Raw genomic sequence first — 22,770 nt, 5'->3', positions numbered from 1 at the left:
CAAGGGTCAGGGCTCGCCGCGCGGAACACCACCCCGGTCGGGTAATTGCCGTACCGGCAACCCCAACCCCTGGCAGACAGGCTAGTTGGAGCGGCCCCGCTCCTCCAGATACCGCGTATGCGACTCCTGGCGCCTGGCCTCCGTCTCACGCAGCGCGGCGGCCAGCGTGTCGGCCTCGTCGTGCAGAAGGGTCAGTTGCCGCTCCAGATGGCGTTCCGGGGGCAGTTGGCCTGGAGTGAGCCGGGTCCACCAGCGGGTGCGGACGAAGGTGTCGACGGACTCCGGGATGTCCTGGCGGATCGCGCGGGCCAGCCGGTGCACGCTCTCCGGGTCCTGCCCGAGGATCTGCGCGACCCAGCCCGGGTCGAGCAGCGCCGCGAGCAGTTCGGTCAGCTCGGTGAGCCGTCCGGCGGCGGCGGGCGGCAGCTCCACCGACTCCAGATACGTCCGCAGCGTCGCGAAGTCCTCACGCAGCGCGTCGAGTTGCTCGGCCGGGTCCTGGAAGTCGGGTGCGGCCGGGCGTTCCGGCGGTGCGATCAGGGCGCCCGCGCCGTACAGCCCGACGACGACCACGGGCCAGTACACGCCCGCCAGGCCCGTGAACGTCAGGACCAGACCGACCAGTCCGCACGCGCTGCCGGTCAGGTTCTTCCGGGACTCCAGATACGCGAGCGCTCCGGCGTATCCACCGCCCTGTCTCCTACTGGTAGCCACGGATCTCCTCGAAGGCGCCGTCGAGCGAGCCCTTCTGCGCGTCGAACAGGCGCCCGCCGGTCAGCTCGGCGATATGCGTCAGCTCCGCGCGGTCGGAGTCCCCGAACAGGATCGGGAACACCGGGATCTCCCGCTGTGCGGGCGGCAGATCCGCGTAGAAGGCGTCGAACTCCTGCGGGCGGGCGCCGGTCGTGTTCTCGCCGTCCGTCATCAGCACGATCGACGTGAACGTGTCGTCGTCGGGCCCCAGATGCTCGTACGCCTTCCGCAGCGAGGTGTAGATCGCGGTGTCGCCCTCGGCGGTGAGCCGGCCGGTGTCGGCGCGGATCGCGTCGAGCCCGGCCTGCGGGTCGGCGGGCTTCACCACATGCGTACGGACGTCCTTGACCTGCGATCCGAACGGCATCAGCGTCACCTCCTCACGGTCCCGGAAGTCCCCCGTCAGATCGCTCAGCGCCTTCTTGAGCCGGGTGAGCCGGTCGCCGTGCATGGACCCGGTGGTGTCCAGGACGTACACGGTCCGCGAGGGCCTGCGCAGCTTGTTCTCGTACGCGTCGAGGAGGCCGTCGGCCACGGAACGGCTGCCGGGGAACGGCAGTTCGCGGCGCTTGTCCGCGTCGAGTGCGGCGGCGGGCTTCACCGACGCGACGACCGGGCGGCGCAGGGTGCTGTCGGTGATCTTCCGCTGGATCTCCGGGGCGCGCAGCCGGTCGGTGAGCCGGCGGACCGCCTCGCGGGTCGCCCGGTCGGTGGACGTGAGCGACGACAGCGGGTAGTCGGCGGTGACGACGCCTTCGCGGGGGCGGATGACGGTGAGGTCGGCGCGGGTCTCGTCGCCGAGGAGCACCGACTCGTAGTTGATCAGGGCGTCGACGGTGCCCCGGCGGGCGTAGGCGGTGGCGAGCCAGCCGGAGGAACCGGACGTCAGCTTCTGGCCCTTGAAGAACTCCTTCAGGGCCGGGGTCGCCTTCTGGACGTCGGCGGTGGTGAGCGCGGACTGCGCGCCGGAGAGACCCGACGCGACCGATATCAGCGCCGAGAAGCCGGAGTTGGAGCGCGCCGGGTCTGTCATGCCGTACGTCAACTTGCCGTCCGCGACGGCCTGTTGGACCTGCGACCAGGTGACGTCATTCGGCTTCCACTTCAGCCGGGTGACGACCGAGCGCTTCACGCCGATGGCCACCGGGCTGGACATGATCGGGCTCTCCGACGCGACGGCCTTCGCGGCGTCCGGGCGGAGGCGGAGGTAGTCGTTGGACGACAGCCACACCGCGTCGTAACGGCCCTTCGTCTTGCCGGCCGCCAGTTGGTCCACGGCGTCCACGGTGCCGGTGTAGGTCGGCTCGACCGTGATCCCGGTGTCCTTCCGGACCTGCTCCAGGACCGGCTTCATGTCGGACAGCTCGGAGGACGCCAACACCCGTATGGTACGGGGGGACTTGGGGTCTTCTTGGGGATCGGCCTTGTCGTCGGTGGCCGTGGTGCAGGCCGTCGCGAGGGCGAGGAGGACGACGAGCGCGGAGCGTCTTCCCAGGCCCACGCCTGTGCTCACGGACGGGCGGTTCACAGCGACCCGCCTTCCAGGGAGTTGTTGGCCTGCGAGCGCGCCAAGTACGTGCTGGCCTGCTGGAGTTCCGTCGTCAGGGACTCCACCGTCACCGCCATCGACTCCGTCGCCTGGACCTTGTACGTGTCGATCGCGTCGAGGGTCCGGTAGATCTGCTGGAACGCGGCGCGCAGCGTCTCGGCGCCGACCGCCGGGTCCGCCGCGATGCGCTGGATCTCGCCGGACTGGGTGGCGAGCATCTCGGCGTTGCCCCGGATCAGGTCCTCGGTGGTGCCGCGCAGGGCGTTGACCTGCTCGACGACCTTGCGCTGATTCTCCAGCGCGGACGACAGCATCACGGCGATACGGAGCGCCGAGACGGTCGTTGTCGCGGCGCGGTCGACGCCCTTGATCAGCTCGTCGTTGTTGCGCCGGACCACGTCCATCGCGAGATAGCCCTGGGCGCTGACGGCGAGTTGGGTGAGCAGGTCCTGGTGCTTCTGGCGGACCGGGAAGAGGACATCGGCGCGCAGGGAGTCCGCCTGGACCGGGTCGGTGAGGTCGACGGTCGCGATGTGTCCCTCGACCGCCTCGTCCAGGGCCTGGGTGAGGACCGCGTACTCCTGGAGCTTGCCCATGGTCTCCCAGAGGCGGACGCGTTCGGTCTGAAGGGCCGCGTTGTCCCGGCGCAGTTCGTCCTGGCCGCCCCTGAGGGAGCCGACGATCTTGTTGAGGGTGCCTTGTGCGGACGCGTACTTCGCGAGGTGGTCGCGGAGTTTGTTGCCGCCGGGCAGCTTGGAGAGGAGCCGTCGGGCCTTGCCGCCGGGAACGTCCCGTGGGTCCAAGTCCTCGACGGTACGCCGGAGTTCGACCAGGGATGTGGAGACGCGGCCGGTCACGTCGTCGCCGCCGCCCGTGGGCAGCGAGCGGACGGTGCGCTGGAGCATCCGGTTCGACTGGGCGGCGGCGCCGCGCATCTCGCCGTTGCCGAGCGCCACGATCTCGCCGATGCGGGAGGTGAACTCGGGTGAGCGGGCGTCGAGTGCGGCGAGTCCGTCGACGTACTCGGCGGCGCGCCGCGTCATGGCGTCCCGTACCGAGTCGTCGACCGGGACGAGTCCGCCGGCCTTCTCGCGCGGGACGGCGGCGACGGGCTGCGGCGGGGTGAGCGTCAGCTCGGGCTCGGGCGGTGTGAGGCTGTCCGGTGTGGTCACTGGCTGGTCTCCTGGTCCCCCGCGCGAGCGGCCATCTTCCTCAGCACCCCGGCCTTGGGCACGGGAGCCTGACGGACGCCGCTCAGCGTCTGGTTGAGATACGTGGTGTGGTCGGCGGTGGCCGAGGTGAACTCCGTCCCGGCGCCCTGCGGCCGGAAGCCGTGCCGTACCGCGAGTTCCCGCAACCGTTTGTCGGTGCTGAGGAGTTCGCCCAGCTCACGGCCCTTGGGGGTGAGCGGTACGACGGTGTGGTCGCTCGGCACGGTGGTGTCCGGGTAGAGCACGGTGAGGTCGCCGGGGTCCTGACCCTGGATCAGGAGCGAGGCGACCTGCGACTCGTAGACGAGGACCAGCGGGTTGCCGACGCCGCTGATGAAGTCGCGGAACGGCTGGTCCGAACTGCTCTGCTGCGAGCCCTGTACGGCGATCAGCTTGTGCAGAAGGGGCGCGGTACGGGCGATGTCCGCGTCGTTCGCGGCGACCCGGCCGCCGTCGGCGACATAGGAGGCGGCGGCGAGGTAGAGGGCGCCCGAGTTGGAGGAGTTGGGGTCGGTGCTGGTGATCGAGAGCGCACCGGTCAGCTCGGTGAACTTGTCGGCGCCCTTGAGCTGTTGCCAGGTGCGGTCGGCCTTGGCCGCCTTCAGATAGGCGTCCATCTTCAGGGTGCCGGAGCCGCCGTCCTCGCCGCCGGCGTCGGACGAGCCGGGGCGCAGGGTCGCGAGGCCGTTGTCGGCGAGGACCTGGGCGGCGCTGTGGTGGGCGACGACGACCAGCGGCGAGTAGAAGGGGCGCGGCAGCGGCTGGTCCACCTTGTACTTCGCGGCGAGTTCGTCGGCGGGGGCCTTGCTGGACGGGAACGCGAAGTCGTACCCCTTGAGGTCGCGTCCCTCCATGGCCCATGAGCCGGACGTCTCCGTCTTCACGGTGAAGCCCTTGGCGGCGAGGGCCTTCACCACATCGGGATCCGAGAAGAACTCCGCCTTCTCCGATCCGATCACTCCGTGCACGGTCTTCGTTGCCGTGCCTGCGTCCTTACCGGTGCGGCCCGCTACGACGGCGGCTGCCACGCCACCGATCAGCAGCACCGCGAGGACGAGTCCCAGGATGCGTTTCACGAGACCGAGAGTGCTCCCGGAATCCAACGTTCCCTACGGCGTCAGGTGAACGGGGGGTGACAGGGTGATCCCGGTATGCAACGGGGGCCGCAGTCGGCAGCGCCCCGAAGGGGCGCGGGGAACTGCGCGACCAGCCACGACGGCGCCGCAGCCGAACGACGGCACATCACCGCTCGCCCAGCGGAGCGCGCGGCGGGGGTGCCGTGGCCACTTGAGGAAGGGCGGGGTGCCTACTGGTGCTGGTACGCCACCAGTGAGATGCCCACGTAATGCACCACGAAGGCCGCCAATGTCAGCGAGTGGAACACCTCGTGGAAGCCGAACCAGCGCGGTGACGGGTTCGGGCGTTTCATGCCGTAGATGACGCCGCCCGCGCTGTAGAGCAGGCCGCCGACGATCACGCAGACCAGGACGGCGATGCCGCCCGCGCGCATGAAGTCGGGCAGGAAGAAGACGGCCGCCCAGCCCATCGCGAGATAGCAGGGTGTGTAGAGCCAGCGCGGCGCGCCCACCCAGAAGACCCGGAAGACGATCCCGGCCGCCGCGGCGGCCCAGATGCCCCACAGGAGCACCTGCCCCTGCGCGTCGGGCAGCAGCAGCATCGTCAGCGGCGTGTAGGTGCCCGCGATGATCAGGAAGATATTGGCGTGGTCCAGCCTGCGGAGCACACCGTCCGCCCGCGGACCCCAGTTGCCGCGGTGATAGAGCCCGCTCACACCGAACAGGAGGCACGCGGTCAGGACGTAGATCCCGCAGGCGATACGCGCCCGGGACGACTCCGCGAGCGCGGTCAGCACCAGTCCGGAGACGAGTACGGCGGGGAACATGCCGGCGTGCAGCCAGCCACGGAGCTTCGGCTTGACCTCAAGGGCTCCCGTGCCTCCGGCGGCGGGATCCGGGGGGTCCGTGAGGGCGTCGGGGACGGGCGCTGTCATATCGGAATCGTACGGGGAGTCCGGGGGTGCCGGGGCTGGTAGGTCCATCACTGTTCACAGGGTGGCAAGGCTCACGTCGCTCATGCGTGAGGCGGTCTGGACAGATGCGCGGATGCGTCGGATGATCAAATGAGTGCGGTCGGCACCGGATGAGCGCCAAGATTCATCACCGTGAAGCGTCCGGGTCGCAGCCCCCAAGGGGCATAACAAACAAAACCCCTCAATTAGGAGCAACCGTGGCGCGCGACATCGCGGCTCCCCTTTCCACTGGCATTTCCGGCACAGCCCCCACCACCCACCAGGGCCTGATCGCCTGGGTGAGCGAGATCGCCGAACTGACTCAGCCGGACAGCGTGGTCTGGTGTGACGGTTCCGAGGCCGAGTACGAACGTCTGTGCGAGACGCTCGTCGCCAAGGGAACGTTCAAGAAGCTCGACCCCATCAAGCGCCCGAACTCGTACTACGCGGCCTCCGACCCGACCGATGTCGCGCGGGTCGAGGACCGTACCTTCATCTGCTCCGAGGACGAGCAGGACGCCGGACCCACCAACCACTGGAAGGCTCCCGGCGAGATGCGGGCCATCTTTCAGGGAGAAAAGAACAGCTTTCAGGGCACGAAGGGGCAGGGCGGGATCTTCCGGGGCTCGATGCGTGGCCGGACCATGTATGTGGTCCCGTTCTGCATGGGCCCCCTCGGCTCCCCGCTCTCCGCGCTCGGCGTCGAGATCACCGACTCCGCGTACGTCGCCGCGTCCATGCGCACCATGACCCGGATGGGACAGCCTGTCCTGGACGAGCTGGGCTCCGACGGCTTCTTCGTGAAGGCCGTCCACACCCTCGGCGCCCCCCTCGCGCCGGGCGAGGCCGACGTCCCGTGGCCGTGCAACTCCACAAAGTACATCTCGCACTTCCCGGAGACCCGCGAGATCTGGTCGTACGGCTCGGGCTACGGCGGCAACGCCCTGCTCGGCAAGAAGTGCTACGCGCTGCGCATCGCCTCCGTCATGGCCCGGGACGAGGGCTGGCTCGCCGAGCACATGCTGATCCTCAAGCTCACACCCCCGCAGGGTGAGTCGAAGTACGTCGCCGCGGCCTTCCCGTCCGCGTGCGGCAAGACCAACCTCGCGATGCTGGAGCCCACCGTCCGCGGCTGGACCGTCGAGACGATCGGCGACGACATCGCCTGGATGCGCTTCGGCGAGGACGGCCGGCTCTACGCGATCAACCCCGAGGCCGGTTTCTTCGGCGTCGCGCCCGGCACCGGTGAGCACACCAACGCCAACGCCATGAAGACCCTCTGGGGCAACTCCGTCTTCACCAATGTCGCCCTCACCGACGACGACGACATCTGGTGGGAGGGCATGACGGAGGAGACCCCGGCCCATCTCACCGACTGGAAGGGCAACTCCTGGACACCGGAGTCCGGGACGCCCGCCGCCCACCCCAACGCCCGCTTCACGGTGCCCGCGTCGCAGTGCCCGATCATCGCCCCCGAGTGGGAGGACCCGAAGGGCGTGCCGATCTCGGCGATCCTCTTCGGCGGGCGCAGGGCGAGCGCGGTGCCCCTGGTCACCGAGTCCTTCGACTGGAACCACGGTGTGTTCCTCGGCGCGAATGTCGCGTCCGAGAAGACCGCCGCGGCCGAGGGCAAGGTCGGCGAGCTGCGCCGCGACCCGTTCGCGATGCTGCCGTTCTGCGGCTACAACATGGGCGACTACATGGGCCACTGGATCGACGTCGCCAAGGGCAAGGACGCCGCGAAGCTCCCGAAGATCTACTACGTGAACTGGTTCCGCAAGAACGAGGCGGGCAAGTTCGTGTGGCCCGGCTTCGGCGAGAACAGCCGCGTCCTGAAGTGGATCGTGGACCGGCTCGACGGCCGCGCGGAGGGTGTCAAAACGCCCATCGGCATCCTGCCGACCGTGGACGCCCTGGACACCGAGGGCCTCGAACTGGCCGCGTCCGACCTGGAGTTCCTGCTCACGGTCGACAAGGAGGTCTGGCGCGAGGAGGCCGCCCTGGTCCCCGAGCACCTCAACACCTTCGGTGAGCACACGCCGAAGGAGCTGTGGGACGAGTACCGGTCGCTGGTACGGCGCCTCGGCTGACGCGGTAGTTCCACAAGTGCGGTAGTTCCGAAAGGAATGTGGCACCCGGTCCGCGCGACGCTGCGGGAGCGCGCGGACCGGGGCCGTCTACGGGGGCCCTCGCCGGGCCCCTTTCTCAGTGGGCCCCGGTGAGTTCCCGTGCCGAGTCCGCCACCGGCGCCTGCGCGTGTGCCGCCGCGTGCGCGTCCACCCGCTCCGCCGCGAGGATCGCGGCGCCCGTGTCGGCGCGCGAAGCGGCCACCACCAGGGCCCGGCCCGCGAGGACATGGGCGCGCTGGTGCAGGTCGGCGAGGTTCGTGGCGTCGGAGACCGTGGACCGCGTGGGCGGGGTGCCGCCGCGCAGCCGGGCCACCTCCCGAGCGAGCCGCTCGGCCGCCGCGTCCAGATCGGCACCGGCGGCTTCGCCGATGTCCGTGCCGGACGTACCGGACCCCAGCGCGCGCAGCTCGTCCGTGACGGCGAGCAGCGCGGCGAGATGTCCGGCGAGCTGGAGGTCCAGCTCCTCCTCGCGCGAGCGGTGCGGGAAGTCGTCGGGGAGGTCGGCCATCGTGTGGACCGACTTGGTGCGGATCGCTTCGTACATGGGACGACCTCCTCTGGGGTGACAGAAATAATCCTAGCTTAGATTCAGTCTAAAGTTGAGCGGAGTCAGGCACCTCCACCCTCGGCGTCCTCATATTGACAGCCCCCCTCTTTTGAGAGCTACTCTCATTTCATGGTTGCTGTCACTCAACAGTCGGATGTGCGGCGTGATCCCCGCCGCTGGTGGGCCCTCGGGGCTCTGGTCGCGAGTCTGCTCGTGCTCGGTTTCGATCTGACGATCCTGAATGTGGCGCTGCCGACCATGGCCGCTCAGCTCGGCGCGTCCACCGGCGAGCAGCAGTGGATGGCCGACGCGTACGTCATCGTCTTCGCGGCCCTGATGCTCCCCGCCGGGCTCCTCGGCGACCGTTTCGGGCGCCGCCGTGTCCTGCTCGTCGGTCTCGGTGTCTTCCTGCTCGGCTCGGTGTTCGGCGCCCTCGCCGACGATGTGGCGCTCGTCGTCGCCGCCCGCGCCGTGATGGGCGTCGGCGGCGCCCTGGTGATGCCGCTCGCCCTCGCCGTCCTGCCGTCCCTGTTCGCACCCGACGAGCGGACCAAGGCGGTCGGCGCGCTGTCCGCCGCGTCGGCGCTCGGGCTGCCGCTCGGGCCGATCGTCGGGGGCTGGCTGCTCGACCACTTCTGGTGGGGCTCGGTGTTCGTCGTCAACATCCCGATGGTCGCCATCGGCGTCGCCGCCTGCGTGTTCCTGCTGCCCGAGACCCGTGACCCGTCGGCGCCCCGGGTCGACGTCGTCTCCACCGCGCTCACGGCGGCCGGGCTCGGCTCGCTGATCTACGCCGTCATCGAGGCGCCGCACCGGGGCTGGGGCGACCCGCTGATCCTCGGCCTGTTCGCGGGCGCCGTCGTCCTGATGGCGGGGCTCGTACTGCGGGAGCGGCGGTCCGAGCGGCCGATGTTGGACCTGTCGCTCCTCGGCCGGCGCGGCTTCCTCCTGAACACGCTCACCGCGACCCTGGTGATGTTCGTGCTGTCGGGCCTGATGTTCGTACTGCCGCAGTACCTCCAGGCCGTCCTCGGCAACGACGCGTTCGGTACGGGGGTGCGGATGCTGCCGATGATGGGCGGACTGCTGGTCTCGGCACGCGGTGCGGCGGTGCTCGTACCCCGGTTCGGGGCGCGGGCGGTGATCAGCGCGGGGCTTGTGGTGATCGCGTTCGCCGCGCTGCTCGGCAGCCGTACGGAGGTCGGCTCCGGGTACGGGTTCACGGCGCTGTGGCTGGCGCTCGCCGGGCTCGGCTTCGGACTGTCCGTGGTGCCGGCGATGGACAGCGCCCTGGGGCATCTGCCTGCGGAGCGCGCGGGCAGCGGGTCCGGGCTGCTGATGACCGTACGACAGGTGGGCACCGCGCTCGGGATCGCCCTGCTCGGCTCGCTTCTGGCGAGTGCCTACGCGGGCAGGGTCGACACCGGTGGGCTGCCGGCCGGGGCCGCCGACACGGCGCGGGACTCGGTGGTGGCCGCGCATCTGGTGGCCGAGCGGATCGGCGACGCGTCCCTCACGGCGTCCGCCGACGCCGCCTATGTGCACGGCATGGGACTCGTGCTGGTGGTGAGCGGGATCGCGGCCCTGGTCACGGCGCTGCTCGCGGCGGCCCTGCTGCCGAGCGCCGAACCGGAAGCGGATGCGGATGCGGGATCGGATACGGAATCGGATACGGGCCGGGACTTGGCCGCGCCGCCCTCCGATGTCCGACAATGAAGAGCATGTCCGCCACCGCACACTCTCCGTCCCCACCCGCAGACCCGTCCCGTCCGGGTCTGCGGGAGCGCAAGAAGATCAAGACCCGGACGGCGATCCGTGACGCGACGTACCGGCTGATCTCCGAGCAGGGGTACGAGGCGACGACCGTCGAACAGATCGCGGAGGCGGCCGAGGTCTCCCCGAGCACCGTGTTCCGGTACTTCCCGACCAAGGAGGACATCGTCCTCACCGACGAGTTCGACCCGCTCCTGGAGGACGAGCTGCGGGCCAGGCCCGCCGACGAACCGCTCATCGACTCGCTGCGGTATGTGTTGCGCAAGGGGCTGAGCCTGGGCGGCCAGGAGGAGCCCGAGGTGACGGCGCTGCGCACCCGCCTGATGGTCGAGGTGGCGTCCGTACGGTCCCGGATGATGGAGAGCATGTCGGTCACCGGCCGCATGCTGTGCCGCGTCCTCGCCGAACGCTCAGGCCGCGACCCCGCCGACCTGGAGGTACGGGTCTACGCGATGGCCCTGATCGGCGGCCTCCAGGAAGCCACCATGTACTGGGCGGAACACCACCACAAGGACGACCTGAGAGACCTGGTGGACCGAGCCCTGACCACATTGGAAACGGGTCTGCCCCGCGAAGCACCGGACCAACGGTCCTGAAGGGAAGGGGGCGGGGCGGCCGGATTCGAACCGGTGTCCTCCTCCATGCTGTGTAGGCGCACTACCTCTGTGCTACGACCCCGCCTTGCCGGGGAGGGTATCCCGGGTGTGTCGGGGCGCGACACCGGATTAATCGCTGCGCGCCACCGTGGCATTCTGGGCCCCGTGAACGGGTTCGAGATCGTGGTCGAAGTCGCTCCCGAGCTGGGGGTGTTCGTCGGGCGAAAGTGGCGGGACGGGGCCGCTTCCCTGCCGACCGACGGGGTGTCCTCGCTGGGGCACGTCGTCGAGTCGCTGGGGGTGCCGCTGACCGAGGTGGGCGGTCTTGTCGTCGAGGGGCGCGTGACGCCGCCGGCGTATGTTCCCGTCGCCGGTGACCGTGTCGTCGTCCGTGCCGTCGAGCGACCGCAGCGGATCCCGGGCGCTCCCCTCAGATTCCTGCTCGACGTACACCTCGGCACCCTCGCCCGGCGCCTGCGTGTCCTCGGTGTCGACACCGCGTACGAGTCCACCGACATCGGCGACCCGGCGCTAGCCACCCGTTCGGCGGCCGAGCGGCGCGTGCTGCTCAGCCGGGACCGGGGGCTGCTGCGCCGCCGTGAGCTGTGGGCGGGCGGGTATGTCTACAGCGACCGGCCCGACGACCAACTCCGGGACGTACTGGGCCGGTTCGCGCCCGAACTGCGGCCCTGGACCCGGTGCACCGCCTGCAACGGGCTGCTCAAGACGGCCACCAGGGACGAGGTCGCCGACCTCCTCGAAGGCGGCACCCAGCGCTCGTACGACGTGTTCGCGCAGTGCTCCGACTGTGCCCGCGTGTACTGGCGGGGCGCCCACCACGACCGTCTGGAACGGATGGTGGCGGACGCCCTCGCCGAGTTCGGGACCCCCGACAGCTAGCGGCGGCGCACATCCCCCTTCCCGCACGCCACGCCGTCCCTGTTCGGGTCGAGGCGGAGTGGGTCGTCCTTGCCGTTGACCTTCAGGCGGCCGTACTCGTTCTTCGCGAGCCAGTCGCAGCGGGACGCCGTCGTCTTCTTCACGGACGGCGGGAAGTCCGTCGGGACGCAGACGTTGGCGGAGCCGTAGTGCCGGTCGCAGCCGGAGATCGTCGGGCTGACCTTGACCGAACTCCGCTTCTTCTGCGGCTTCTTGGCCGGAGCGGCGGGCGCGTCCGCGAAGTCGTGGACGTGCGGCGACGCGGCGGCCTGAGAGAGCGCGGCGGGCCCGTCGAGGTGCACCCACTTCGCCACCGACGGCACCCCGTTGGCGTCGACCGCGAACAGCATGTACCAGCCGGGCGGCGCCAGATTCGGGTTGCTCGTGACATTCAGGTCGATGTTGTCGCCGTCGACGGTCAGCGGCAGATCCACGAACCGCTGGTTCGGGTCCGATGAGTGCGTGACCGCCGCCGGACGGATCAACTCGGCCTTGGCGATGGGCCGGTCCACGGTGATCCGCTGCGTGTCCCCGTACTGCCACTGGCTGTCGATCACGGAGGTGATCTGCGGGCGCGGGCCCTTGAGGAGATACGGCGGGGTGTAGATGGACACGTTGTGGTTCCAGGTGCCGTTGCCCGGGTTGTCGCCCGTCGACATCACCCGGCCGTCCGGCAGCAGGAACGACGACGAGTGGTAGCCGCGCGCCTCGGGGTCGGCCGCGACCGGGTCGAAGGTCTCCGTCACCGGATCGAACAGCGACGACTCGAAGACGGGGTCGGCCCGGTTGTGCAGGGCGCCCCCGGTCTCCAGGACCTTCCCGTCGGGCAGCAGCACCGCGGACACGTACATCTTGCCCATCTGCCCGGTCTGCGGCTGCTTGCCCGCGCCCAGGTCGACGGTGCCCTGCGGCAGCGGCGGCCCGGCGACGTACGCGGGGCTCGCGGCCTTGAGGTCGATGATGTCGGTGAGCCGGTTCGCGTTCGGGTTGGAGTCGATGTTGCCGCCGCCGAGGGTGAGAACCTTCTGGTCCTGCGCCGGAGGCAGCAGCACACTCGCGGACTGGTCCCGCTCGTCCTTGCGCTGGAGGCCCGGCACATCGGTGACGGTGTTGGCGTCGTAGTCGTAGATCGACGAACCGGTGCCGGGCGTGCCGTTGCCGAAGACATGGCTGCCCGAGTAGAACAGCCGCCCGTCCTGCATGAGGATCATCGACGGGTACAGACCCCAGTACGACCAGGTCTGGTTGACCTGCCAAAGCGGCAGCCACTTCTCCTCGGCGGCCGACCACCGCTCGGCGGTCACCGAGCCGGTGGAGTCCTCGCGCAGCCCGCCGAACGAGATCACGTCACCGTTGCCGAGCGCGGTCGCCGACGGATACCAGTGGCCGTCGTTCATGTCGTTGGTCTTCTGGTACGTCTCCGACACCGGATCGAAGACGTACGAGTCCTTGAAGCCCTCGTACCCGTGCGACCCGTTGGCCGCCGGATACGCCTTGTTGCCGCTCATCACCAGGACCCGCCCGTCGGACAGCTGCACATGACCGGCGCAGAACATGTCCTTCGGTGTGGGAATCGTCTTGTACGTGCCCGCCACCGGGTCGTACACGGCCGAGGTGAAGGTGCCCGCCTCGAACATCTCCTCGCTGTTGCCGGAACCGGCGATCAGCAGCACCTTGCCGTTGTTGAGGACGACGGAGTGCATCGACCGGACCGGGTTCTGCGTCGGCAGCACCTCCCACTTGCCGTCCGCGCACTCCGCCGGGGTGCCCGTGCACACCGGGTCGGGCGGCGCGATCGTCACGTCCTCCATCGTGTAGTCGTCGGTGGTGACGGACCCGGTGCCGTAGACGGAGACGCCCCAGGTGATCTGGTCGGTGCCGGGCGGCACTTCGGGCGTACGGACCTCGGCGCGCTCCCAATTGGCGCTGATCGGGAGGGTCTTGAGGTCGGTCCAGTACTGCCAGCCGGCCGTCGTGTCGTGCCGGAAGAGGGTGACCGACACATCGGGCGTGGTCGACTTGTACCAGAGTCCGAGGTCGTACTGCCTGCCCTCCTGGACGACGGGCGCGCAGGCCGCCGACTCGGTGATCAGGGCCTTGCGGTCGCCGTCCACGCGCCGGGTCAGCTCGACCTTCATGGCCTTGCTGCCGGAGTGCGCGCCGGCGACCGTGGTGAACGTGAAGTCGTTGTCGCCCCAGCCGGACTTCTCCCAGCAGTACGGCATCCCGTCCGTACCGGCGGTCTCGAAGCCGGGGTTCTTGACGAGGTTGGCGGCGGACGCGGACTGCGGCGAGGTGAGCAGCAGTCCGGCGGTCAGGGCGCTGACGCCCAGAAACGCCGCCGCTCTTCGCCCGCCGAAACGGAATCTGACGCGTACGCCTGACCGTACGCGTGCGGACATACGGGTCATGCCGTGCTCCTGGAGGTCGGTCCGGTGCGGCTCTCGCGGTCCGTGCGGTCCGCCATGTCGGTGCTGCTGTCCGGGCCGGCCGTACGGTTCTTGTGGTCCTTGCGGCTCTTGCTGTTCTTGCGGTCCTTGCGGGGCCGGCGCGGCAGATAGACCAGGGCCTCCGTGCCGGCGAACCGCAGGACGAACGTGGTGACGAGGGCCAGGGCGGTGGCGGGCAGCACCGCCATCTGCCACTGGCTCACGAACAGGGCGATCAGCGGGATCCGCAGCACCAGATCGGCGTTGGCGAGCAGCGCGAACCGGGCGGTGCGGTCCGCCCAGTGCCGGTACTGCCTGCGATCCCGGAACAGCAGCAGTTCGATCAGCAGGAAGTTCCAGGCGACGCCCGCCTGGTTGGCGATGATCTCGGCGGGCAGATAGTGCAGCCCCGCGTGCGTGAGCCCCCACAGGGCGACCAGGTTCGGTACGAAACCGGTCAGTCCGATCAGTCCGAACACGAGCATCCGGGCCAGCGGTGACGCGGTGCGCAGCCCGACCAGGTGCCGCAGGAAGCGCAGCCCCTCCGAGACACTCGACTTGGACTCACCGGCGAACCGGTCCTGGAACACGAACGGCACCTCGTGGACCGTTCGGGGACGGCAGCGCACCGCCAGCTCCAGGAGGATCTTGTAGCCGAGCGGTTTGAGGGCGTCGGCGGTGACGGCGCTGCGCCGGATCGCGAAGAACCCGCTCATCGGGTCGCTGATGCCGCGCAGACTGCGCGGGAAGAGGCCCTTCGTCAGCCAGGTCGACGCCCGGGACACGGCGACCCGGTAGCCGCCCGCGAGTCCGGCGCGGCTGCCGCCCTTGGTGTAGCGGCTGGCGACCACCAGGGTGGCCGACGCGCTTTCACCGGCCGCGACCAACTCCGGTACCAGCGACGGCGGATGCTGGAGGTCGCCGTCCATCACGACGACCCAGTCCGAGGTCGCCGCACGAATGCCCTCGACGACGGCGCCGCCCAGGCCGCCCGTCGGCTCGTCCCGGTGGATCAAGGTGACCGGAAAGGGGCAGTCGCGCGCCGCCTCGGTGATCACGGCCGGTGTGTCGTCGGTCGAGTCGTCCACGAAGACGACCTCGCAGGGCAGCCGCGACGGCACGGACGCGGTGACCTGACGCAGCAACTCCCTTACGTTTCCTGACTCGTTGAAGGTCGGCACCACAACGGTGACGGCGCCGGGCTCCGGCATCACCTCAGCCAGTGGCCCCGGAACCCCCAACTCGTCCGGGATGCCCAGCTCTTCCGGCATCCTGCCCTCGTAACCCGTCATCGGTCGCCCCCCGTGATCCGTCGGATCTCGATCCGGTCCTCGCCGTCGCCGAAGGTGGCGACCGCCGTCGAATGCTCCAGCGCCGCCTTGACGTTGGGCAGGTCGACCGCGTCCCGCCGCACCGTCGGTGACGCCACCACGTAGTCGAGGTCGCGCCAGCCGCCCGGCATGGTCTTCGTCACCGCGGGGTCGAGGTCGGCCTTGTAGAACCAGATGGCGCCGAGGCCCGGTTCGTAACCCGCGTGCACGAGATCCAGCCAGAGCGCGTCGTCCACCAGGACCCGGGTCTTCGCCGGCTCTGGCACCTCCGTCGCCATCCAGGCGGCGGCGTGCCGGTAGGGCGCGTTGGCGTCGGCGGTGAGCGCCGTGTGGTTCCCGTCGTACCAGCGCGGTACGACATAGGCCGCGGCGGTGGCCATCAGGACCGCCGTCACGGTGAGCCGGATACCCCGGGTGATCTGCCGTTCGTCGGGGCGCCGGCCCTTTCTCAGCGCCGCGTGCGTGACGCTCGCCGCGCCTCCGGCGAGGACCAGCGCCAGGAACGGGAGCGCCTGCACCACGTACATCGCGGGCAGATAGCCCGACGGGCGCATCGCGACCAGGGCCAGTGTCGCGACCGCGAGCGCGGGCCCGGCGAGTGCCCGCGCGGTCACCGACCAGCGCCAGGTGGCGAGCAGCAGCAGCGCGCCCGCGAGCCCGCCGATCGGCAGCACCCGGTCGTAGTAGAGCCACGACTGGAGCACCCCGTACGAGCCGGAGCCCGGGTCGAAGAGGAAGCCGGAGCCGGGGCGGCTCATCTGGTACGTGATGCCGTCCCACAGCGACACATGGCCCGCGCCCGGCAGCAACTCGCCCTTGAGCAGCGCGAACAGCGGATACGAGAGCCCGATCAGGGCGCAGGCGGTGATCGCGCCGGTGATCGCGAACTTCCGGGTGTCGCGGTGGCTGTGCCGCCACATGGTGATCAGCAGCGCGGGCAGCAGCAGGAGCATCGTCTCCTTGCTGAGCACCGAGGTCGCCGCCGCGATCCCGGCGCCGAAGTGATGCCACAGATGCCGGCTCGGCGAGGCGGCCAGGCAGAACGCGAGCAGCATCCACATCACGGCGATGTTGTCGAGGAAGATCTCCCGCTGGAGCACCACGGACAGCGGCGACAGACCGAACAGCGCCATCGCCAGACCCGCCGCCCAGCGCGGCAGCCACAGCCGCCGGGCCAGGACGTACAGCAGGACCGCGCTCGCCGCGCTGACCACGAGCATCGCGATCCGCATGGTGCCGACGGTCATCGAGTCGGGGCTGAAGAGGGACGGTATCCAGGTCAGCGCGGCTATCTGCATCCAGCCGACCGGCGGGTGGTCGTACCAGTACGTGTAGTGGGCGAGCCCTGTGCCCTGCTGGACGGACCACGCCTGCGCGAGGTAGGTGCCCTCGTCGTCGCTGAGCGCGGGGTAGTCGGCGATGTTCCAGCCCTGGACGACCATGATCGCCGTCAACAGCGCGGCGCACAGGGCCAGATCGGCCGGGGAGCGGCGGAAGCGGACGACGGGACGGCGCGTCAGGACGGGCCTGGACGCACGGGAGCGCTGCGCGGGAACACCCTGGATCTCGGGGGTGTCCACCGCGGTGAGGGTGGAGGTCACGCGGGGACGTCCTCTCGGGTGGTCTCGGCGTGTACGGAAGCGGTGTGCGGGGACGCGGGCGCGGAAGTGGCCTGCGCGGAAGTGGCGTTCAGGGAACCTGAGTTCGGGGAGCCCGTGTTCAGATGGGCGCCCACATGGCTGGTCAGCTCCCAGTCGCTGCGCCCGCGCTGCTCGCGCCACACGGCACGGATCGCGGCACCGGCGAGGAGCACCTGGTAGAAGGGGCCGCCGACGACGAGCTTGACGTAGTGCGTGAACCGGACGCGGAGCCCGTACTGCTTGCCGAAGTCATGCAGGCCGACCAGCTCGAACACGAAGGTGACCAGGGCGGTGACGGCCGGCAGGAAGGTGACGAAGGCGATCCCGACCGGCACATCCAGGAAGATCGCGATGGCCGCGTTCAGCGGGATGATCACCCCGGAGAAGGCTTGCAGGAACGGTGTCATCAGCGTGTACCGGGCCAGCAACCGCTGTCCGGTGGTGGGCAGTTGCTTCCAGTCCTTCTTGCGGTAGACCTGAAGGAAGCCCTGGTTCCAGCGGGTGCGCTGCTTCAGCAGGGACATCAGGGTGTCGGGGGTCTCCTCCCGGGTCACCATGTCGGAGTCGTAGGCGACGACGACCTTCTTGCCGACGCTGGACAGCCGTACGCCCAGGTCGCAGTCCTCGGCGAGGCACTCGCCGTCCCAGCCGCCGGCCGCCCGCAGCACATCGGTCCGCACGAAGACCGTGTTGCCGCCGAGCGGGATGAACCCCTTCTGCGCGTGCAGGTGCAGCCGGGACCGGAACCAGAAGAAGTACTCCAGGCAGTTGCGCAGGCTGTACCAGCTGGAGTGGAAGTTGATGAGCTGCACCCCGCCCTGGACGACGTCGGCGCCCGAGGAGCGGAAGGCGTGGTCGACATGGGTGAGCAGTTCGGGGTGGACCTGGTCCTCGGCGTCGAACACGCCGACGATGTCGCCCCGGCAGTGCGGCAGCGCCGTGTTCAGCGCCTTCGGCTTGTTCTTGGGCGTGTTGGTGTCGACGACGACCCTGACCCTCGGGTCACCGGACGCGGCGTCCCGGGCGACCTGCGCGGTCTCCGGGTCGTCGTGCCCGACGATGACGATGATCTCGAAGTCCGTGTGGCTCGATTCAAGGAGCCGCTGGATGGTGTGGTCGAGCACGGCCTGTTCGTGGCGCGCGGGCAGCAGCAGCGAGAACGAGAGCGCGCCCCCGCTCTCCGGGCTGCCGAACCGGGTCGACGCGAGCGTCTCCGGTGTCCGCCAGGCGTGCATCTGCCACCACAGCGTGAAGGCGGCCATCCAGAAAAGGGCAAGCGAAATGGACGCGATGAAGACAGACGTGAGCAATCAGATCCCCCCAGATCCCCCTCGGTGCGACGATGAATCGCACCCCCCACCGATGTGGAGAGACTAAGGGGGTTACGTGAAACCCGGGTGCTGTTCCGATAAATAGCCTGTTTCGGCTAGGGGCGTTCGTAAGTACGACGTTTCGGGCGCTGTCCTGATCAGGTCGTTTCGTCCGGTCTGCCCTGGATGATCGGCCGTACGTTCCTACGTCTCCGCGTCCCACGCCCCTACGTAATCGCTCCTACGCAAAAGCCTCTACGCGATCCCTGTGTCCCGTGCGCCGATGGCCGCCCGTAGCCGTGTCACGTCGGTCGTCGGCGCGTCGCAGGTGAAGTTGCGGCACACGTACGCGGCCGGGCGGCCGTCGACCAGGGGGCGGTCCGCGAGCAGCGGCAGTTCCGCCGTACCGGGTTCACCGGCGGCGACGACCGCGCCGGGCGCGGTGCCCAGGAGTGCGGCGCGGAGCAGTGCGCGGGTCGCCGGGTCGTCCGCGGGGCCGACGACAGCGACCTCGCGGGGTCCGTCGAGCGCGGCCTCGGCGACGGCGAGTCCCCAGCCGATGAAGCGCGGTGCGCGCGGTGCGAGCGCCCTTACGACGCCCAATGCGCGTTCCGCGGCGGTGCGATGGGGTGCGGAGCCGGTCTGGGCCGCATACGAAAGCAGCGCGCCGGTGGCGGCCGACCAGCCCGACGGGGTCGCGTTGTCCGTCGGGTCCTGGGGGCGCCGGATCAGCGGCTCGGCGTCCGACGCGGTGTCGAAGAGGGCGCCGTCGTCGCCGGTGAACCGGGCCAGGACGTGGTCCAGCAGAAACCCGGCGAACTCCAGCCACACGCCTTCGCCGGTCACCGAGGCCAGCGCGAGGAAGCCCTCGGAGACATCGGCGTAATCCTCAAGGACCCCGGCATTGGCACCGACGCGACCGTCCTTCGAGGTACGGGACAGCCGCGCGGCCTCGTCCATGTGCAGCCGTACGAGGAGGTCGGCGGCGGCGGTGGCGGCCTCCACCAGGTCGGGGCGGTCGAAGTAGGCGCCGGTCTCGGCGAGCGCCGCGATCGCGAGCCCGTTCCACGCGGCGACCACCTTGTCGTCACGCCCCGGCGCCGGCCGCTCCGCCCGCGCCGCGAGCAGCCGTTCCCGTACGGAGGCGATCCGCTCGGCGTCGAACACGGCTTCGCTCTGCGGGAGTTGGAGTACGGACGAGCCCTCTTCGAAGGTGCCGTCCTCGGTCACGCCGAAGTAGTGCGCGGCGATGTCCGCGTCCTCGGCACCGAGTGCGTGACGCAACTGCTCGGGGGTCCACACGTAATAGGCACCCTCGACGTGCCGCCCCGACCCACCGGGCTCCTCGCTGTCGGCGTCGAGGGCGGAGGCGAACCCGCCTTCGGTGGTGCGGAGTTCGCGGACCATGAAGTCGGCGGTCTCCAAGGCCACACGCCGGGCAAGCTCGGACCCGGTGGCGCGCCAAAGATGGGCGTACACGCGGCAGAGCAGCGCATTGTCGTAAAGCATCTTCTCGAAGTGGGGCACGACCCACTGCCGATCGACGGAGTACCGCGCGAAACCCCCGCCGAGCTGGTCGTAGATCCCGCCGCGCGCCATCCGCTCACAGGTGTCGACGGCCATCTGCAAGGCACCCTCAGCACCGGTGCGCGCGTGGTGCCGCAGCAGGAACTCGATGACCATGGACGGCGGAAACTTCGGCGCCTGCCCGAACCCGCCGTACGAGGTGTCGTAGTCCCGCGTAAGGGCGAGAAGGGCGTGCGCCTGCTCGCCCTCGCCGGGCATCTCCCCCACCCCGAAGGTGAGTTCGCGCTCGGCGAGGTCCCGGGTGATCTTCCCGGCGACCTCGGTGACCTCCCCGCGCCGGTCCTCCCACGCCTCCCGCACCCCGTCGAGCACCTGCCGGAACGACGGCATCCCGTGCCGGGGCTCGGGCGGAAAGTACGTACCGAAGTAGAACGGCTCGGCGTCGGGCGTCAGAAACACGGTCATCGGCCACCCGCCCTGCCCGGTGGCGGCCTGCACGGCCTCCATGTACACGGCATCGACATCGGGCCGCTCCTCACGGTCGACCTTGACGGCGAGGAAGTGACCGTTGATCAGGGCGGCGGTGGCTTCATCCTCGAAGGACTCGTGCGCCATGACATGACACCAGTGACACGCGGAGTAGCCGACCGACAGCAGAACGGGTACACCGCGCCGTCGCGCTTCCTCGAATGCCTCCGGCGTCCAGGGCCACCAGTCGACCGGGTTGTCCGCGTGCTGGAGCAGATAGGGCGAGGTCACACCGGCCAGGCGGTTCATGGACCCCAGCCTCTCACGACGTCCGGCCCCGACCGGGGGGACCCGCGCCTCCGTCCGCTTGGCCAACGTCAAACCCTCGTCGATGCGGGAAGACGCCAGAACCGAAATCCTCACCTTGTAATAGATGCTGTCTTACACTGGGAGTATGAAGCCGACCAGAGCTGGGACCACCGAGAACATTTCCGTGTCCATGCCGACAGAGCTGATCACTGAGCTCCGCTCTCGAACAGGTCGTCGCGGGCTCTCCAGCTACATCACCGAGGCTGTCAGACACCAGCTCGCCATGGACGGGCTCGCCGAGATCGTCGCGTCGCACGAAGAGGAACACGGCGCGCTCACGGAGCAGGAGATTGAAGCCGCTCGTCGTGAACTCTTCGGAGACGGGCACTCCGGGAACGTCGAACGAGGCGCTGCGTGAAAGAGCGGCCGGCGCGCTCCCTGGTGCTCGACTTCGAGGCGCTCTCGCTGCTTCTGCGCAACGACCGCAAGATGGCGGCTCGCATCGAGGCGTCGCGGAAGGTCGGAGTCCCCGTCCTCGTATCGGTGCTGACCATCGTCGAAGCCGCGCAGGGGAAGACCGACCTGGCGCGCTTGAAGTGGGTACTCTCCCGGCTGCGGGTGGAACCAGTCAGCCAGGAAGACTCCTTGACCGCAGTGGCGCTGCTTCGGGACGCAGGTGGGCTGCACGGGCACAAGTACGCCATCGACGCTGTCGTCGCCGCGCTCGCGCTCCGGGCTCCGGCTCCCGTGGTCGTCCTGACCACTGACCGTGACGACTGGTCGAAGCTTTGCGGAGACCGCGTGATCATCAGAGAGGTGTGAGGCCGCAGACTATCCGGTTCGCGAATTCAGTGGCACCAGTGGCAGCTCGAATACCCCACGCTCAAAAGAACGGGCACGTCCCGCCGCCGGGCCTCCGCGAACGCCTCCTCGCCCAAAGGCCACCAATCCACCGGGGTGGAGGCGTGCAGAAGGAGATAGGGCGACTGGCGAGTCGGCCAGTCGATTCATACGGGCATCGTCGCACGACCCGGGGCGACCGCGCAGACAGAGCGCGTTCCAGGCCGCGGTAACTCAGTCTCCGGCGGCCCGGTCGCCCTCTACCTCAGTATTCCCACCAGAAATCAATCTCCTTATGCAGCCGGGAACGAAAGCAATGCGAGTGTGCGTAGAGAATTTGACTGACCTCGCCGGCCAGCGAGCCAACTTTGATTCGCATGGCCAACGGATCCTCACTCACTCGAATGACGAGATAGCAAAAACAGCACGTTGGATCTGAGCTTGTCTCAGCCATCCAGGTCATACCACCTTCCGCTGGGAATTCTTCCCGCGAGTGAGGAGTCCGTCAGACCTCGAAAGCTAGTCTCGTGATCGGGTCCACCCTCGGCGGGCTACCCGGTTCACAGGTGGCGCCGCAGTTGCGCTCTTCGCCGGTGACGTAGACCGCTTCGAACGCTGGCAGGGCAACCGGGTCGGGGACGATGGTCACGTGGCACTCGCGTATCCCCGCCAGGAGGCATCCGGCGGGGGTTCGAGTTTGCTAATGCCATTCACCACGAGGGCTGCGGGATTGAGTACCACGCACCCAGCAACCAATGTGCGAGTGGCGCAACCTCAGATGGTTCAGAACTACGCCGATCCGGATGAGAAGGTGACAATGGGGCCATCTTCGGAAGCGATAACCCGAACATCGAAAATCCGGTGAGGAAATTCGGCAGACAACGCAGCACCCCACGTTTTTGCAATACATGCGGCAAAGAAATCCTGTGCCCGCCAGTCCTCTTCGACATCATCCGAATCGACAATCTGCCCGACTCGTAGCTGATTCAGTGTCGCCTCAATTTTTCGAATGTCACCAGAGAGGCTCTCGCGCCAGGCTTTAAAATTCGATTCTTCGTATGCACGATCCCACAGCACACACCCCTCCACTTCGACAAAACGCGGCCAGAAAATCCGGGAGAATGCCACCATCATTCCTAGATCACCATGGCCTTTCACGTAATCTAGGTAATCAACTCCCCCTCCCCATTCCTCCACCCAGGACTTAATTCCGGGGTAATCCATCGGGTCATTCACGGATAGCTCCTCGCGTCACTTGCCTAGGGGGTCAGTCATTCGAGTCACCCGGAGAGGCAATGGCAAACCCACAGAGATTCAGAAATTCAAAGACCTCAGGCGCCCGCCATGTTGTCGCGAGCGCCTGAGGTAGTGTCCTTATACCAATATTCAA

General features: G+C 68.9%; 18 protein-coding genes, 1 tRNA gene and 1 pseudogene. 6 read left to right on the top strand and 14 right to left on the bottom strand.

Features of this window, described 5'->3' with window-relative positions:
• Positions 1–81: 81 nt before the first annotated feature.
• The 5 genes from ACFVT5_RS02790 to ACFVT5_RS02770 all read right to left on the bottom strand — a co-directional run bounded on the left by ACFVT5_RS02790 (position 82) and on the right by ACFVT5_RS02770 (position 5,524).
• The gene (locus ACFVT5_RS02790; protein ID WP_389880670.1) at positions 82–714 is read right to left on the bottom strand and encodes a hypothetical protein; all 633 of its coding nucleotides are present in this window, start codon (positions 712–714) and stop codon (positions 82–84) included.
• Positions 701–2,266 carry a substrate-binding domain-containing protein gene (locus ACFVT5_RS02785; RefSeq protein ID WP_389880668.1) on the bottom strand — a complete coding sequence of 522 codons (1,566 nt, stop codon included), beginning with the start codon at positions 2,264–2,266 and terminating at the stop codon, positions 701–703. The genes ACFVT5_RS02790 and ACFVT5_RS02785 overlap by 14 nt, the downstream gene beginning before the upstream one ends.
• Positions 2,267–2,277: 11 nt before the next feature.
• Complete coding sequence (locus tag ACFVT5_RS02780; RefSeq protein ID WP_389880667.1) at positions 2,278–3,474, bottom strand: toxic anion resistance protein; 1,197 nt, start codon at positions 3,472–3,474, stop codon at positions 2,278–2,280.
• Positions 3,471–4,589, bottom strand: coding sequence for a hypothetical protein (locus ACFVT5_RS02775; protein WP_389880665.1), 1,119 nt, complete (start codon positions 4,587–4,589; stop codon positions 3,471–3,473). Before ACFVT5_RS02775 ends, ACFVT5_RS02780 begins: the two co-directional genes overlap by 4 nt.
• 230 nt (positions 4,590–4,819) lie before the next feature.
• Positions 4,820–5,524 carry a hemolysin III family protein gene (locus tag ACFVT5_RS02770; RefSeq protein WP_389880663.1) on the bottom strand — a complete coding sequence of 235 codons (705 nt, stop codon included), beginning with the start codon at positions 5,522–5,524 and terminating at the stop codon, positions 4,820–4,822.
• Positions 5,525–5,760: 236 nt separating this feature from the next.
• Between ACFVT5_RS02770 and ACFVT5_RS02765 the strand changes: the two genes are divergently transcribed.
• Complete coding sequence (locus ACFVT5_RS02765) at positions 5,761–7,632, top strand: phosphoenolpyruvate carboxykinase (GTP) (RefSeq protein ID WP_389880662.1); 1,872 nt, start codon at positions 5,761–5,763, stop codon at positions 7,630–7,632.
• Positions 7,633–7,747: 115 nt separating this feature from the next.
• Here the strand turns inward: ACFVT5_RS02765 and ACFVT5_RS02760 are convergent, their stop codons facing one another.
• Entirely contained in the window at positions 7,748–8,215 is a 468-nt protein-coding gene (locus ACFVT5_RS02760; protein ID WP_389880660.1) for a hypothetical protein, read from the bottom strand.
• A 132-nt stretch (positions 8,216–8,347) separates the two neighbouring features.
• On the opposite strand from ACFVT5_RS02760, the gene ACFVT5_RS02755 reads away from it, so the two are divergent.
• Together ACFVT5_RS02755 and ACFVT5_RS02750 are read left to right on the top strand one after the other, a co-directional pair.
• Positions 8,348–9,934 carry an MFS transporter gene (locus ACFVT5_RS02755; RefSeq protein ID WP_389880659.1) on the top strand — a complete coding sequence of 529 codons (1,587 nt, stop codon included), beginning with the start codon at positions 8,348–8,350 and terminating at the stop codon, positions 9,932–9,934.
• A gap of 5 nt (positions 9,935–9,939) precedes the next feature.
• Positions 9,940–10,587, top strand: coding sequence for a TetR/AcrR family transcriptional regulator (locus tag ACFVT5_RS02750; RefSeq protein ID WP_389880657.1), 648 nt, complete (start codon positions 9,940–9,942; stop codon positions 10,585–10,587).
• Positions 10,588–10,596: 9 nt separating this feature from the next.
• Here ACFVT5_RS02750 and ACFVT5_RS02745 read toward each other — a convergent pair.
• Positions 10,597–10,671: transfer RNA gene (locus ACFVT5_RS02745), tRNA-Ala, on the bottom strand.
• A gap of 81 nt (positions 10,672–10,752) precedes the next feature.
• Here ACFVT5_RS02745 and ACFVT5_RS02740 point away from each other — a divergent pair.
• Entirely contained in the window at positions 10,753–11,487 is a 735-nt protein-coding gene (locus ACFVT5_RS02740; protein WP_389880655.1) for a Mut7-C RNAse domain-containing protein, read from the top strand.
• Here the strand turns inward: ACFVT5_RS02740 and ACFVT5_RS02735 are convergent.
• The 5 genes from ACFVT5_RS02735 to ACFVT5_RS02715 form a co-directional block, all read right to left on the bottom strand.
• Positions 11,484–13,928, bottom strand: a complete 2,445-nt coding sequence (locus tag ACFVT5_RS02735) for a galactose oxidase-like domain-containing protein (RefSeq protein WP_389880996.1) — start codon at positions 13,926–13,928, stop codon at positions 11,484–11,486. The genes ACFVT5_RS02740 and ACFVT5_RS02735 overlap by 4 nt on opposite strands.
• A gap of 5 nt (positions 13,929–13,933) precedes the next feature.
• Positions 13,934–15,247 (bottom strand): glycosyltransferase, encoded by a 1,314-nt coding sequence (locus ACFVT5_RS02730; protein ID WP_389880653.1) that lies wholly within the window; start codon positions 15,245–15,247, stop codon positions 13,934–13,936.
• The gene (locus ACFVT5_RS02725) at positions 15,244–16,887 is read right to left on the bottom strand and encodes an ArnT family glycosyltransferase (protein ID WP_389880651.1); all 1,644 of its coding nucleotides are present in this window, start codon (positions 16,885–16,887) and stop codon (positions 15,244–15,246) included. The genes ACFVT5_RS02730 and ACFVT5_RS02725 overlap by 4 nt, the downstream gene beginning before the upstream one ends.
• The gene (locus tag ACFVT5_RS02720; RefSeq protein WP_389880649.1) at positions 16,884–18,236 is read right to left on the bottom strand and encodes a glycosyltransferase; all 1,353 of its coding nucleotides are present in this window, start codon (positions 18,234–18,236) and stop codon (positions 16,884–16,886) included. Before ACFVT5_RS02720 ends, ACFVT5_RS02725 begins: the two co-directional genes overlap by 4 nt.
• 255 nt (positions 18,237–18,491) lie before the next feature.
• On the bottom strand, positions 18,492–20,540 hold the full coding sequence (locus ACFVT5_RS02715; RefSeq protein WP_389880648.1) for a thioredoxin domain-containing protein: 2,049 nt from the start codon (positions 20,538–20,540) through the stop codon (positions 18,492–18,494).
• 145 nt (positions 20,541–20,685) lie between these two features.
• On the opposite strand from ACFVT5_RS02715, the gene ACFVT5_RS02710 reads away from it, so the two are divergent.
• Both ACFVT5_RS02710 and ACFVT5_RS02705 read left to right on the top strand, forming a co-directional pair.
• A complete protein-coding gene (locus ACFVT5_RS02710) occupies positions 20,686–20,958 on the top strand; it encodes a hypothetical protein (protein WP_389880646.1) in 273 nt (90 codons plus the stop codon).
• Positions 20,955–21,362, top strand: a complete 408-nt coding sequence (locus ACFVT5_RS02705) for a PIN domain-containing protein (protein ID WP_389880644.1) — start codon at positions 20,955–20,957, stop codon at positions 21,360–21,362. Before ACFVT5_RS02710 ends, ACFVT5_RS02705 begins: the two co-directional genes overlap by 4 nt.
• A 29-nt stretch (positions 21,363–21,391) precedes the next feature.
• Here ACFVT5_RS02705 and ACFVT5_RS02700 read toward each other — a convergent pair.
• Both ACFVT5_RS02700 and ACFVT5_RS02695 read right to left on the bottom strand, forming a co-directional pair.
• Positions 21,392–21,551, bottom strand: a pseudogene (locus ACFVT5_RS02700) (DUF255 domain-containing protein); the annotation flags it as partial.
• A 618-nt stretch (positions 21,552–22,169) separates the two neighbouring features.
• Positions 22,170–22,616: a hypothetical protein gene (locus ACFVT5_RS02695; RefSeq protein ID WP_389880642.1), complete on the bottom strand. Its 447-nt coding sequence runs from the start codon at positions 22,614–22,616 to the stop codon at positions 22,170–22,172.
• Positions 22,617–22,770 lie beyond the last annotated feature (154 nt).

It is taken from the genome of Streptomyces sp. NPDC058001, from assembly GCF_042886315.1.
GTDB lineage: Bacteria > Actinomycetota > Actinomycetes > Streptomycetales > Streptomycetaceae > Streptomyces.
The sequence above is the reverse complement of the archived record's forward strand: the minus strand, read 5'-3'. Positions and strand labels throughout refer to the sequence as shown.

Excerpts from the sequence above, each read along its gene's own strand:
- ACFVT5_RS02770 (WP_389880663.1), bottom strand. The coding sequence starts at position 5,524 with ATGACAGCGCCCGTCCCCGACGCCCTCACGGACCCCCCGGATCCCGCC.
- ACFVT5_RS02760 (WP_389880660.1), bottom strand. The coding sequence starts at position 8,215 with ATGTACGAAGCGATCCGCACCAAGTCGGTCCACACGATGGCCGACCTC.
- ACFVT5_RS02755 (WP_389880659.1), top strand. The coding sequence starts at position 8,348 with ATGGTTGCTGTCACTCAACAGTCGGATGTGCGGCGTGATCCCCGCCGC.
- ACFVT5_RS02750 (WP_389880657.1), top strand. The coding sequence starts at position 9,940 with ATGTCCGCCACCGCACACTCTCCGTCCCCACCCGCAGACCCGTCCCGT.
- ACFVT5_RS02735 (WP_389880996.1), bottom strand. The coding sequence starts at position 13,928 with ATGTCCGCACGCGTACGGTCAGGCGTACGCGTCAGATTCCGTTTCGGC.
- ACFVT5_RS02730 (WP_389880653.1), bottom strand. The coding sequence starts at position 15,247 with ATGACGGGTTACGAGGGCAGGATGCCGGAAGAGCTGGGCATCCCGGAC.
- ACFVT5_RS02715 (WP_389880648.1), bottom strand. The coding sequence starts at position 20,540 with ATGAACCGCCTGGCCGGTGTGACCTCGCCCTATCTGCTCCAGCACGCG.
- ACFVT5_RS02710 (WP_389880646.1), top strand. The coding sequence starts at position 20,686 with ATGAAGCCGACCAGAGCTGGGACCACCGAGAACATTTCCGTGTCCATG.